This is a genomic window from Klebsiella indica (assembly GCF_005860775.1).
In the GTDB taxonomy this organism is placed as follows: Bacteria; Pseudomonadota; Gammaproteobacteria; order Enterobacterales; family Enterobacteriaceae; genus Klebsiella; species Klebsiella indica.
The window spans coordinates 13,984-28,025 of the sequence record NZ_VCHQ01000029.1; the positions used below are offsets into that span (position 1 = coordinate 13,984).

General features: G+C 52.2%; 10 protein-coding genes. 1 reads left to right on the plus strand and 9 read right to left on the minus strand.

Annotated features, from left to right (window positions below):
- Positions 1 to 9 precede the first annotated feature (9 nt).
- The 5 genes from pstA to glmU all read right to left on the minus strand — a co-directional run bounded on the left by pstA (position 10) and on the right by glmU (position 6,807).
- Positions 10 to 900, minus strand: coding sequence for a phosphate ABC transporter permease PstA (gene pstA / locus FE839_RS20380; protein ID WP_138362599.1), 891 nt, complete (start codon positions 898 to 900; stop codon positions 10 to 12).
- A complete protein-coding gene (gene pstC, locus FE839_RS20385; RefSeq protein ID WP_138362600.1) occupies positions 900 to 1,859 on the minus strand; it encodes a phosphate ABC transporter permease PstC in 960 nt (319 codons plus the stop codon). Before pstC ends, pstA begins: the two co-directional genes overlap by 1 nt.
- A 145-nt stretch (positions 1,860 to 2,004) precedes the next feature.
- Complete coding sequence (pstS, locus tag FE839_RS20390; RefSeq protein WP_138362601.1) at positions 2,005 to 3,045, minus strand: phosphate ABC transporter substrate-binding protein PstS; 1,041 nt, start codon at positions 3,043 to 3,045, stop codon at positions 2,005 to 2,007.
- A gap of 319 nt (positions 3,046 to 3,364) precedes the next feature.
- Positions 3,365 to 5,194: a glutamine--fructose-6-phosphate transaminase (isomerizing) gene (glmS, locus tag FE839_RS20395; RefSeq protein WP_138362625.1), complete on the minus strand. Its 1,830-nt coding sequence runs from the start codon at positions 5,192 to 5,194 to the stop codon at positions 3,365 to 3,367.
- A 242-nt stretch (positions 5,195 to 5,436) separates the two neighbouring features.
- A complete protein-coding gene (gene glmU, locus FE839_RS20400; protein WP_138362602.1) occupies positions 5,437 to 6,807 on the minus strand; it encodes a bifunctional UDP-N-acetylglucosamine diphosphorylase/glucosamine-1-phosphate N-acetyltransferase GlmU in 1,371 nt (456 codons plus the stop codon).
- Between the two features lie 345 nt (positions 6,808 to 7,152).
- Here glmU and FE839_RS20405 point away from each other — a divergent pair, with 345 nt between their 5' ends.
- Entirely contained in the window at positions 7,153 to 9,324 is a 2,172-nt protein-coding gene (locus FE839_RS20405) for a right-handed parallel beta-helix repeat-containing protein (protein ID WP_138362603.1), read from the plus strand.
- A 412-nt stretch (positions 9,325 to 9,736) separates the two neighbouring features.
- Here FE839_RS20405 and FE839_RS20410 read toward each other — a convergent pair whose 3' ends face one another.
- Genes FE839_RS20410 through atpA form a run of 4 tightly spaced genes read right to left on the minus strand, consistent with a single transcriptional unit; the run spans position 9,737 to position 14,041 of the window.
- Positions 9,737 to 10,156, minus strand: coding sequence for a F0F1 ATP synthase subunit epsilon (locus FE839_RS20410; protein WP_001251970.1), 420 nt, complete (start codon positions 10,154 to 10,156; stop codon positions 9,737 to 9,739).
- Positions 10,157 to 10,176: 20 nt separating this feature from the next.
- Complete coding sequence (gene atpD, locus FE839_RS20415) at positions 10,177 to 11,559, minus strand: F0F1 ATP synthase subunit beta (protein ID WP_138362604.1); 1,383 nt, start codon at positions 11,557 to 11,559, stop codon at positions 10,177 to 10,179.
- A 26-nt stretch (positions 11,560 to 11,585) separates the two neighbouring features.
- Positions 11,586 to 12,449: a F0F1 ATP synthase subunit gamma gene (atpG, locus tag FE839_RS20420; RefSeq protein WP_004107278.1), complete on the minus strand. Its 864-nt coding sequence runs from the start codon at positions 12,447 to 12,449 to the stop codon at positions 11,586 to 11,588.
- 50 nt (positions 12,450 to 12,499) lie between these two features.
- Entirely contained in the window at positions 12,500 to 14,041 is a 1,542-nt protein-coding gene (gene atpA, locus FE839_RS20425) for a F0F1 ATP synthase subunit alpha (RefSeq protein ID WP_138362605.1), read from the minus strand.
- Between the last annotated feature and the right edge of the window lies 1 nt (position 14,042).

Below are 14,042 nucleotides of genomic sequence, written 5' to 3' on the forward strand. Positions count from 1 at the left end.
CGCAAAAAATTAACCGTGTTTATTCTTAGCGAAAATCACGCGCGCCAGAATATTCAGCAGCAATACGCACAGGGTGATAATCAATACCCCGGCCCATGCCAGTTGCTGCCACTCTGCAAACGGACTCATGGCAAATTTGAAAATCGTTACCGGCAGGTTAGCAATCGGCTGCATCATATCGGTGCTCCAGAACTGATTGGAGAGCGCGGTAAACAGCAGTGGCGCAGTCTCACCGGCAATACGGGCAACCGCCAGCAGTACCCCGGTGATGATCCCGGAAACAGACGCTTTCAGGGTAATCGCCGAGATCATTTTCCATTTCGGCGTTCCCAACGCATAAGCCGCTTCACGCAGGCTATCCGGCACCAGCTTCAGCATATTCTCGGTGGTACGGATGACGATTGGCACCTGCAGCAACGCCAGCGCAATCACGCCCGCCCAGCCGGAAAAGTGCTGCATTTTCGCCACCACGATGGTGTAAACAAACAGACCGACCACAATAGACGGCGCGGAAAGCAGGATATCGTTAATAAAACGAATCACTTCCGCCAGCCAGGACTTACGGCCATATTCCGCCAGATAAATCCCCGCCATGATGCCAAGCGGCGTACCCAGTACCGTTGCCCACAAAATTAACAGCCCGCTCCCCGCCAGAGCGTTCGCCAGACCGCCTCCCGCCGTATTCGGCGGCGGCGTCATTTCGGTAAACAGCGCCAGGCTCATACCGTCGAAACCACGCGTCACGGTGGACATCAGGATCCAGATAAGCCAGAACAGACCGAACACCATCGTCGCCATTGATAGTGTCAATGCGATGCGGTTTATCATGCGGCGTTTAGCCTGCATTTTACGGCGGGACTCCGCCAGTTCTGTGGTGGTTTGCATTTCAAGCGTCGCCATTAGCGTGCCCCCTCATTCTTCGCCAGGCGCATAATCATGAGCTTAGAAATCGCCAGCACAATGAAGGTAATCACAAACAGAATCAGGCCCAGTTCCATCAGCGCGGCAACGTGCAGACCCGTCTCCGCTTCGGCAAATTCGTTCGCCAGCGCAGAGGTAATACTGTTGCCTGGCATATATAGCGAGGCGCTGTCGAGCTGGTAGGTATTACCGATGATAAAGGTTACCGCCATGGTTTCCCCCAGCGCACGCCCCAGCCCGAGCATAATGCCGCCAATCACCCCATTTTTGGTGAACGGCAGGACGATACGCCAGATCACTTCCCAGGTCGTGCAGCCGATGCCATAGGCAGACTCTTTCATCATCACCGGGGTTTGTTCGAAGACATCGCGCATAACGGCCGCAATGTAAGGAATGATCATAATGGCAAGAATAACGCCCGCCGCCAGAATACCAATACCAAATGCCGGGCCGGAGAACAGCGCGCCGATAAACGGAATATTGGAAAGAATATTCCCGACCGGTTCCTGAAACCAGGTGGCAAACAGCGGCGCGAAGATAAACAGGCCCCACATGCCATAAACGATACTGGGGATCGCCGCCAGCAGTTCAATGGCAATGCCCAGCGGACGCTTCATCCATGCGGGAGAGAGTTCCGTCAGAAACAGTGCAATACCGAAACTCACCGGTACGGCGATCAGCAGTGCGATAAAAGAGGTTACCAGCGTGCCGTAAATCGGTACCAGGCCACCAAAAATTTGATTTGGCGCATCCCACTCTTTGGTCCACAGGAAGGAGAAACCAAATTTCTCAATACTCGGCCAGGAGGAGATGATGAGGGAGACAATGATGCCGCCAAGCATCAATAACACAATCAGCGCCGCCAGTTTTACCAGCACGCTGAAAATGATGTCCCCTTTTTTCCCCGGAGGGTTAAATGTCGGCTTGGTTGCAGCCATAAATTACTCTTTTCATTAAACGCGTTTACGAAGTTTGCCCATGCCGGATGGCGCTACGCTTATCCGGCCTACAAATCGGGCCTACAGTCGGAACTGTAGGGCGGATAAGCGTAGCGCCATCCGCCAGTTCGTTAAAGATATTCTATTAGTACAGCGCTTTACCGCTGCTGTCTTTCACATTGGTCTTCCATGCAGCATGAATCTGCTCAACGACGTTTTCCGGCAGCGTCGCATAGTCCAGCGCATTAGCTTCTTTACCGCCATTTTTGTATGCCCAATCGAAAAACTTCAGCACTTCCGTGGTTTGCGCCGGTTTAGTCGAGGTCTTGTGAACCAGGATAAAAGTCGTGGAGGTGATCGGCCATGCGTTCTCACCTTTCTGGTTAGTCAGATCCTGGGCAAAGGATTTGCTCCAGTCGATCTCTTTCGCGGCGTTAGCAAAGTTATCTTCGGTCGGGCTAACCGGCTTGCCGTCAGCGGAAATCAGCCTGGTGTAGGCCAGGTTGTTCTGTTTGGCGTAAGCGTACTCAACGTAGCCGATAGCGCCCGGCAGACGCTGAACGAAAGCGGCGATGCCGTCGTTACCTTTACCGCCCAGACCGGTCGGCCAGTTTACGGTCGTACCGGCACCGATTTTAGATTTCCACTCTTCGTTTACTTTCGACAGGTAGCTGGTGAAAACAAAGGACGTACCGGAACCATCGGCGCGACGAACCACCGCGATATTCTGAGAAGGCAGCTTCAGTCCAGGGTTGAGCTTAGCAATCGCAGCATCATCCCATTTTTTGATTTTGCCCAGATAGATATCACCCAGGGTTTTACCGTCGAGCACCAGCTCACCGGATTTCACACCAGGCAGGTTAACCGCCAGTACGACGCCGCCGATAACGGTCGGGAACTGGAACAGACCTTCCTGAGCGAGTTTTTCATCAGTCAGAGGAGCATCAGAAGCACCGAAATCTACGGTGTTAGCAATGATTTGTTTTACACCGCCAGAGGAACCGATACCCTGGTAATTGACTTTGTTACCGGTCTCTTTCTGATAGGTATCCGCCCATTTGGCATACACTGGCGCAGGGAAAGTTGCACCTGCACCTGTCAGGCTCGCTGCTGCAAAAGCAGAGAACGCGCTCATGGATAAGGTCGCGGCGACAACAGTTGCGACAGTGGTACGCATGACTTTCATAATGTCTCCTGCAAGATTTTCGTAAATCATTGTTAAGTGGCTACGATGAGCAAAATAGGACAAACAGGTGACAGTTAAATGTACGAAATATGACAGTTTTATGACAATCAAAAACGATGAAATAAACCACCAAAAAAAGCATTAATAAACAACATGTTTAATCATTTTATGACGTTGAGATGTCATGAAGATTTTCTTTTAATGACACTGAAAACAGTAGCTGAAGATGACGGTTTGTCACATTAAAACGACGGGATAATTGATTAAAAACAGAACAGCGCAGAAAAAAATGCCCCGCTTTCGCAGGGCATCGTCACGATTACTCAACGGTAACAGATTTCGCCAGGTTACGCGGCTGGTCCACGTCGGTGCCTTTGATCAGCGCAACGTGATACGCCAGCAGTTGCAGCGGAACGGTGTAGAAGATCGGTGCAATCACCTCTTCCACATGCGGCATCTCAATGATGTGCATGTTGTCGCTGCTGACAAAACCGGCATCCTGGTCGGCGAAGACGTACAACTGGCCGCCACGGGCGCGGACTTCTTCGATGTTGGATTTCAGTTTTTCCAGCAGTTCATTGTTCGGCGCCACCACGATAACCGGCATATCTGCGTCGATCAGCGCCAGCGGGCCGTGTTTCAGCTCACCTGCCGCATACGCTTCCGCGTGAATATAAGAGATCTCTTTCAGCTTCAGTGCGCCTTCCAGCGCGATAGGATACTGATCGCCACGCCCCAGGAACAAGGCATGGTGTTTGTCAGAAAAATCTTCCGCCAGCGCTTCGATACGCTTGTCCTGAGACAGCATCTGTTCGATACGGCTCGGCAGCGCCTGCAGACCGTGCACGATGTCATGCTCGATAGACGCATCCTGACCTTTCAGACGCGCCAGTTTCGCCACCAGCATCAGCAGAACGGTCAGCTGAGTGGTGAACGCTTTGGTAGAAGCCACACCGATTTCCGTCCCGGCGTTGGTCATCATCGCCAGATCGGATTCACGCACCAGGGAAGAGCCCGGAACGTTACAGATGGCGAGGGAACCCAGATAGCCCAGCTCTTTCGACAGGCGCAGACCGGCCAGGGTATCCGCCGTTTCGCCGGACTGAGAGAGGGTAATCATCAGACTGTTACGCCGCACGGCGGATTTGCGGTAGCGGAATTCAGAGGCGATTTCGACGTCGCACGGAATACCGGCCAGCGATTCAAACCAGTAGCGAGAGACCATACCGGAGTTATACGACGTGCCGCAGGCGATAATCTGAATATGTTCAACCTGAGACAGCAGTTCGTTCGCTTTTGGCCCCAGCTCGCTTAAATCCACTTCACCGTGGCTGATACGCCCGGTCAGCGTATTTTTAATCGCATTCGGCTGTTCGTAGATCTCTTTCTGCATGTAGTGACGGTAGATACCTTTATCGCCCGCGTCATATTGCAGACTGGATTCGATATCCTGACGTTTCACTTCCGCGCCGGATTTATCAAAAATGGAGACCGAACGACGGGTCACTTCCGCAATATCGCCCTCTTCCAGGAAGATGAAGCGACGGGTTACCGGCAGCAGCGCCAGCTGGTCGGAAGCGATAAAGTTTTCGCCCATACCCAGACCGATAACCAGCGGGCTGCCAGAACGCGCCGCCAGCAGCGTATCCGGGTGACGGGTATCCATGATTACCGTGCCATATGCACCGCGCAGCTGCGGAATCGCACGCAGAACAGCATCACGTAGCGTGCCGCCTTGCTCCAGTTCCCAGTGCACTAAGTGAGCAATCACTTCGGTGTCAGTTTCGGAGACAAAAACGTAGCCCCGGGACTGCAACAGCTCACGCAGCGGCTCATGGTTTTCGATGATACCGTTATGCACCACCACAATATGGTCAGAAACATGCGGATGTGCGTTACCTTCAGACGGCTCACCATGCGTTGCCCAGCGGGTATGGGCAATCCCGGTTCCGCCGTGGAGAGGATGTTCTTCTACCGCCTGAGCCAGTATTTGTACTTTCCCGAGGCGACGAACACGGTTCATATGGCCTTCGTTATCCACAACCGCCAGACCAGCGGAGTCATAACCGCGGTATTCCAGACGGCGTAAACCTTCGAGAAGGATTTCAGCAATATCACGCTGCGCGACTGCGCCAACAATTCCACACATAGTTTTTAATTCCGATTTTGGCATTATGCCTGTCGTTGTCGCTGACCTGTTAATACCCGTATTTCGGGCGCCCCGAGCCTTGTAGAGAGTGGGGGTATTTTTTATAGGTACTGCTTTTGGGCGAGCGATATATCTTTATCGCCTCATCCCTCATCTGCCGGATGGCGCTTACCCTTATCCGGCCTACAGAACGTTATCGAACGTAGGTCAGGTAAGACAAAGCCACCATCCGGCAAAAAGAGTTACTTTTTCTTCACCGGACGCTGCCAGCCCTGTTTGTGCACCTGCGGCACGCGGCTTAACACCAGTTCGTTATCCGCAACATCGCGGGTAACGGTTGTTCCCGCAGCGATGGTCACACCTTTACCCACGGTGACCGGCGCGACCAGTTGCGTATCCGAACCGACAAATACATCATCGCCAATAACCGTTTTATGTTTATTCGCGCCATCATAGTTACAGGTGATGGTCCCCGCGCCGATATTAACGTCATCGCCAATCTCGGCATCGCCCAGATAGGACAAATGCCCGGCCTTAGTGCCTTTACCCAGGCGCGCCTTTTTAATTTCGACAAAGTTGCCCACGTGAACACCTTCCCGCAGTTGCGCACCAGGACGCAGACGGGCAAACGGACCAATAGTACAGGCCGCTTCCAGGTGGGCATCGTCCACCACGCTGTACGGGCTAATTTCACAGTCATCGCCAATCACGCTGTTTTTAATGACGCAACCCGCGCCAATCTTCACGCGGTGGCCAAGGATGACTGTGCCTTCAATGATAACGTTAGTATCAATTTCAACATCACGCCCGTGGGTGAGAACGCCGCGCAGGTCAAAACGCGCAGGATCGCGCAGCATCACACCGGCCAGCAGCAGCTTTTCGGCCTGCTCAGACTGATAAACGCGCTCCAGACGAGCGAGTTGCAGACGGTTGTTTACGCCTTCCACTTCGCTTAAACGATCCGGGTGTACAGCAGCGATTTCGCGGCCTTCCTGATACGCCAGCGCAATGATATCGGTAATGTAATATTCACCCTGAGCGTTATTGTTGGTCAGTTTTGCCAGCCAGCGCTTCATGTCCGCGCCATTAGCGATCAGGATACCGGTATTAATTTCCCGGATCTGACGCTGTTCGTCGGTAGCATCTTTATGCTCAACGATACCGGTCACTTTACCGTTCTCACGCGTAATACGGCCGTAACCGCTCGGATCGTCCAGCTTCACCGTCAACAGACCAATCCCACCCTGCGGCTTCGCCTCTCTAAGACGCGTTAATGTTTCAACAGAAATCAGCGGCACATCACCATACAGCATCAGGATATCTTCATCGTCGCTGAAGAACGGTGCCGCCTGCTGCATTGCATGGCCGGTACCAAGCTGCTCCGCCTGTAAGACCCAGTTAAGATTATCTTCGCGCAGCGTCTGACGAAGCAGATCGCCGCCATGTCCGTACACCAGATGCACGGCTGAGGCCCCTAAGTCTTTAGCCGCATCAATAACATGCTGCACCATCGGCTTCCCGGCCAGCGAATGCAACACTTTAGGAAGATCGGAATACATGCGGGTACCTTTGCCTGCGGCAAGGATCACCACGCTCATCGCACTATTTGACATACGCATCCTGACAGCTGTTAGAACAAAAAGTAAAAGCCTTTCACGTTGAAATATCTACATATTTTTCATCATGAAACGAGACGGAGATAAAACATACAAGCTTCACGCTCAACTCCATTTTAGAGGTGGATTTTTCTCCCGCGCAAACCTGTTTGGCACTAAAACATCAATTTTACGATGGGTTATAACGGCTATCCCACTGCTTTCGTTGTTTTTTTGATGCATGAATAAAGAAAACCATAAAAATAAAACACGGTTTTACTATTCATTAATTGTGACGCAATAAATAGAAACACCATTTCATTTTCCTGATAATGTCATTCAAATATTACCCAGGAGAAAAAAATGACGAACAAAATACCTCTGGCATTAACCTTATGCAGTACGATGATTGCGTTACCGCTGCAGGCTAACGACGCGCATCAGTGGCGGGCTATCACCTTTGGACAATCAACCGACAGCAATTTTTCCTCCAACGTCCTGCCAGAAAAAATTGGCGTCAATGATGTGACGATCGCCGGGAAGAAGCTGATGCCCAGCGATATCGCGGATCTTAGCCAACCGATCACCATCGAGAGCCGCGGCGGTAAAATAGCCAACGCCCACGATGGGTTGACCTTCTTTTATACCGAACTGCCCACCAGCCAGAATTTTATCCTGCAAGCGACGGTCACCGTCAATCAGTTTGGACCGGAAAATGGCGCTCGCCCGGCTGCTCAGGAAGGGGCCGGATTGCTGGTCCGCGACGTGAAAGGCAATCCGCGCCAACAACCGCTAAAAGTCGGCTACGAAGAGTTTCCGGCAGCATCCAATATGGTGATGAACGCCATTATGACTCAGGATAAAAAAGATAACTCACATATCAAGTTACAGGCTATCAGCCGGGAGGGGATTATCCACCCCTGGGGGAACGCAGGTGCAACAATAAAACGCCAGAGCTATAAAGAGAAGATAGACTTACAGCAAACACCGACTTTTCAGCTCAAGCTGGAGCGCACTAACGATGGGTTTATAACCGCGTGGGCACCGATGAACAGCAATCAGTGGGTTGACCTGAAGGTTCCTCATGCCGACCTGATCGCTCAGCAGGATAAAAAACATTACTACGTGGGTTTCTTTGCCTCACGTAACGCAAAAATCACCATCAGCGATGCTTCGCTCACCACATCTACGGCAAAAACGGTTCCTTCTGCACCCTATGTCGCCAAAAGCTGGCCACCGGTTATGCAAATAACCTCTGGAACAAAAAGCCAAAGCAAAGATTACGTGTTACAGGCTCGTACCAATGATGACGGACACATAACCGTTCGCCAGGATGAAGTGGTGATCGGGCAGAACAAAGCGGTAAAAGCCGGAGAGATGTTTACCCAGCCTGTCGTACTGAAAGATAAAAGCACGTTCGAAATCAGCTTTACCCCAGCCTCCGGCGCACAAGCGATAACTCAAACGCTGACGGTTGAACAAAGTACCAATGTGACAGGGAACAAGCTCTATGCCGCACCTGACGGACAACCCCAGGCGAAAGGAACAGCAGATTCGCCGCTGGATTTAGCCTCCGCTGTCGAACTCATCCCGCCTGGCGGGCAAATTCTGTTAGCTGCCGGAGATTATCCGCAAACGACAATTCCTCTTAGCGCCAGTGGATTAAAAGATAAAGTCAAGACGCTGAAGGTTGAAGGAAAAGCCGTGATTCACGGGCTGCTGCTGGACGCCAGTTACTGGCATATTGATGGCATAGAGGTTACGGACAAAAGTCTGCGCGTGCAGGGTAGCCATAACCTGATTGAGAACGTTGTCGCTTATCGTAACGATGATACCGGGATTCAAATTTCCTCTCCGGCAAATGTTGGCCGACCGCTATGGGCCAGCTATAACCGGGTGGTCAATTCAGAGTCCTTTAGTAATGAAGATCCTGGGAAAATTAACGCTGATGGCTTCGCGGTGAAGATGCGCGTAGGGGAGGGAAATCGGCTGGAGGGTTGTTATTCGCACGATAATATCGACGACGGATTCGATCTGTTTAACAAGATTGAAGACGGCGCTAACGGCGTTGTGGTGATCGAGAATTCAATTGCCCGCAATAACACCAGCAACGGCTTTAAGCTCGGCGGAGAAGGGCAGCCGGTTGCTCATGAGGTACGTAACAGCATCGCCATCGGCAACCATCTGGACGGTTTTACCGACAACTTTAACCCCGGCAAGCTGGTGGTGGAAAATAACGTCGCGGTGGATAACCAGCGCTTCAACTATATCTTCCGCCCAAGCCCTTATGGGGCACCGGATACGCAAGGCGTGTTTAGCGACAACCTTTCGCTACGAACTCAGCCGGGGAAATATGATGATGCCGTGGTCGGTAACATCGACGACAGCAACTACTTTATCCACGGCGGTAAAAGTATCAATACTAAAGGGCAAAGCATCAACAGCGCCGATTACCAGACGCTGACGCTGCCGGATCCGCTGCTACGCAATGCGGACGGGAGTTTCAATACCGGTAACTTCCTTAACCGCAACTAATCTCACCATAAAAAACAAAGGTCGCCGGAGGGCGACCTTATCACTTTCTTTCCTGCCTCACACCGCATGTGTTGTCGTTTTAGTTAGCGGTACAGCGCAAGTGCAGTCTGGAGAGCTTGCTTCTTAGTTGTTGAAAGTACCAAAAGTAATGTTCATAGCACTGAAGAAAGCGACGATTTTATTGATCAGTTTCATGATGTCTTCCTGAATAGCGATTATGTTTTGATGGATTATTTTTATGTGACTCACATCACAAAAACAAGTCTACGCTTCATTGTTTAATCGATCAACAAAAACGAGACATTAGTCACAAAATTTTAAACCTGCTTTTTAGTTTCGCTATTTATGAAACGGTTCCATAAAAAAAAGCCAGCCTGGAAACCAGACTGGCTTTTTGACTTGCAAGCCGGTGTTACATCGCTTTTTTGGTCAACTCGATAACGCGCAGTTTGGCGATCGCTTTGGCCAGTTCCGCAGACGCCTGAGCGTAATCCACGTCACCGTGAGAGCTCTTAATGTGCTCTTCGGCCTTACGCTTCGCTTCCAGAGCTCGCGCTTCGTCGAGATCCTGGCCACGAATTGCCGTATCAGCCAGAACAGTCGTGCTACCGGGCTGCACTTCAAGAATGCCGCCTGACAGATAGATAAACTCTTCATGACCGTGCTGCTTAACGATGCGAATCATACCAGGCTTAATGGCGGTGAGCAGCGGCGCATGCCCCGGGTAAATACCCAGTTCACCTTCACTACCCGTTACCTGGATTTTCTCGACCAGACCAGAGAACATCTGTTGCTCTGCGCTGACGACGTCCAGGTGGTAAGTCATTGCCATATCACCCTCCGATTAAGGCGTTAAAGTTTTTTGGCTTTTTCCACGGCTTCGTCGATAGAACCGACCATGTAGAACGCCTGCTCCGGCAGGTGATCGTATTCGCCTTCCATGATGCCCTTAAAGCCACGGATGGTGTCTTTCAGGGAGACGTATTTGCCCGGAGAACCGGTAAACACTTCCGCCACGAAGAACGGCTGGGACAGGAAGCGCTGGATCTTACGTGCGCGCGCTACCACCAGTTTGTCTTCTTCAGACAGTTCATCCATCCCCAGGATGGCGATAATGTCTTTCAGTTCCTGGTAACGCTGCAGAATGGACTGTACGCCACGCGCGGTGTCGTAGTGCTCCTGACCAACAACCAGCGGGTCCAACTGACGGCTGGTGGAATCCAGCGGGTCAACGGCCGGGTAGATACCCAGAGAGGCGATCTGACGGCTCAGTACCACGGTTGCGTCAAGGTGCGCAAAGGTGGTGGCTGGAGACGGGTCAGTCAAGTCATCCGCAGGTACGTATACCGCCTGAACGGAGGTGATAGAACCGGTTTTGGTAGAGGTGATACGTTCCTGCAGAACGCCCATCTCTTCCGCCAGGGTCGGCTGGTAACCTACCGCTGAAGGCATACGGCCCAGCAGAGCGGATACTTCCGTACCGGCCAGGGTGTAACGATAGATGTTATCAACGAACAGCAGAACGTCACGACCTTCGTCACGGAACTTCTCAGCCATGGTCAGGCCGGTCAGCGCAACGCGCAGACGGTTTCCCGGCGGCTCGTTCATCTGACCATACACCAGGGATACTTTGTCGATAACGTTGGAGTCGGTCATTTCGTGGTAGAAGTCGTTACCCTCACGAGTACGTTCACCTACACCCGCAAACACGGAGTAACCGGAGTGCTCGATCGCGATGTTACGGATCAGCTCCATCATGTTTACGGTTTTACCTACGCCCGCACCACCGAACAGACCGACTTTACCGCCCTTCGCGAACGGACACATCAGGTCGATAACTTTAATGCCGGTTTCCAGCAGTTCCTGAGAACTTGACAGCTCTTCATAGGAAGGCGCTGCGCGGTGGATAGCCCAACGCTCTTCTTCACCGATGTCGCCTTTCATGTCTACCGGTTGACCCAGTACGTTCATGATACGACCCAGCGTTGCTTTACCGACCGGGACTTCGATCGGGTGCTCAAGATCTTTGACATCCAGACCACGACGCAGACCGTCGGAAGAACCCATCGCGATGGTACGAACAATACCGCCGCCAAGCTGCTGCTGAACTTCCAGCACCAGATTCTCACTACCATTTTGTACCTCAAGAGCCTCGTACACGCGCGGTACGGCATCCTGAGGGAATTCGACGTCGACCACGGCGCCGATTACCTGGACAATTTTTCCAGTAGCCATCTTGAATCCTCTACGAATTAACCTGGTTATACCGCGGATGCTCCACCGACGATCTCGGTGAGTTCCTGAGTAATGCTGGCCTGACGAGCTTTGTTGTATACCAACTGCAGCTCTTTAATCAGGCTGCCGCCATTGTCGGTCGCGGCTTTCATCGCCACCATACGTGCGGCCTGCTCGCTGGCCAGGTTTTCTACCACGCCCTGATAAACCTGAGATTCCACATAACGACGCAGGAGGGTATCCAGCAGCGCTTTCGGATCGGGTTCGTACAGGTAATCCCAGGATTTACGCTTCAACTCACCATCTTCTGATGCCGGTAACGGCAGCAACTGAGTAATGGTTGGAACCTGAGACATGGTGTTAATAAATTTGTTGCTGACAATATACAGCTTGTCCAGACGGCCTTCATCATAGGCCTGCAACATCACTTTTACCGGACCGATCAGTTCGGACAGGGATGGGTTATCTCCCATACCTGTCACCTGGGCGACAACATTACCGCTAACAGAATTAAAGAACGACACGCCTTTAGAGCCAATCATTGCGAGTTCGCACTGAACGCCTTTATCGGACCATGCTTTCATTTCCGCCAGCAGCTTTTTGAACAGGTTAATGTTCAAGCCACCACACAGACCACGGTCGGTAGACACCACCAGGTAGCCCACGCGTTTAACGTCGCGTTCTTCCAGGTACGGGTGCTTATATTCCAGATTGCCGTTCGCAAGGTGACCAATCACTTTGCGCATAGTATCTGCATAAGGACGGCTGGCCGCCATACGCTCCTGCGATTTACGCATTTTGGAAGCGGCGACCATTTCCATCGCTTTAGTGATCTTTTGCGTGTTCTGGACGCTTGCGATCTTACTACGTATCTCTTTTGCGCCGGCCATGAGCTTCTCCTCAATGCCTTGCGGCCTGCCCTAAAGCAAGCCGCCAGACGTTACCAGGACTGGGTTGCTTTGAAGGAATCGAGGATGCCTTTCAGCTTACCTTCGATTTCGTCGTTATAGCCACCGGACTGGTTGATCTCTTGCATCAACGGAGCGTGATCACGGTCAACGTAAGCCAGCAGAGCGGCTTCGAAGCTACCGATTTTCGCCAGCTCGACATCCGCCAGATAACCACGTTCTGCAGCAAACAGAACCAGAGACTGCTGCGCAACGGACATCGGCGCATACTGTTTCTGTTTCAGCAGTTCAGTCACTTTCTGACCGTGGTCAAGCTGTTTACGGGTTGCATCGTCAAGGTCAGATGCAAACTGGGAGAACGCTGCCAGTTCACGATACTGCGCCAGTGCGGTACGGATACCACCGGACAGTTTCTTCATGATCTTGGTCTGCGCTGCACCACCGACACGGGAAACGGAGATCCCCGGGTTAACCGCAGGACGAATACCGGAGTTGAACAGGTTGGTTTCCAGGAAGATCTGACCATCAGTAATAGAAATTACGTTGGTCGGAACGAACGCGGAAACGTCACCCGCCTGGGTTTCGATAATCGGCAGCGCGGTCAGAGAACCGGTTTTCCCTTTCACTTCACCTTTGGTGAAAGCTTCAACGTACTCGACGTTAACACGTGCAGCACGCTCCAGCAGACGAGAGTGGAGGTAGAATACGTCGCCCGGGAATGCTTCACGTCCAGGCGGACGGCGCAGCAGCAGGGAGATCTGACGGTAAGCAACAGCCTGTTTCGACAGGTCGTCATAAATAATCAGCGCATCTTCACCACGATCGCGGAAATATTCACCCATTGAGCAACCGGCATACGGCGCCAGGTACTGCAGTGCGGCAGATTCAGATGCGGTAGCAACCACAACGATGGTGTTAGCCAGCGCGCCGTGTTCTTCCAGTTTACGCACCACGTTAGAAATGGTGGACGCTTTCTGACCGATAGCCACGTAGACACACTTGATGCCGGAATCACGCTGGTTGATGATGGCGTCGATTGCCAGCGCGGTTTTACCGGTCTGACGGTCGCCGATGATCAGTTCACGCTGACCACGACCGATTGGGATCATGGAGTCGACGGCTTTATAACCGGTCTGCACCGGCTGATCAACGGACTGACGTTCGATAACGCCCGGCGCGATAGCTTCAACGGCGGAGAAACCGTCGTGCTCAACCGGACCTTTACCGTCGATTGGCGCGCCCAGGGTGTTAACCACGCGGCCCAGCAGGCCACGACCAACCGGAACTTCCAGGATACGACCAGTACATTTAACCTTCATGCCTTCGGCAAGGTCAGCGTACGGACCCATCACAACCGCGCCGACGGAGTCGCGCTCCAGGTTCAGTGCGATAGCGTAACGGCTACCCGGTAGGGCAATCATTTCACCCTGCATACAATCGGCCAGGCCGTGAATGCGGATAACACCGTCACTTACAGAAACAATAGTACCTTCGTTGTGAGCCTCGCTCACAACATTGAACTGAGCAATGCGCTGCTTGATCAGTTCGCTGATTTCGGTGGAATTCAGTTGCATG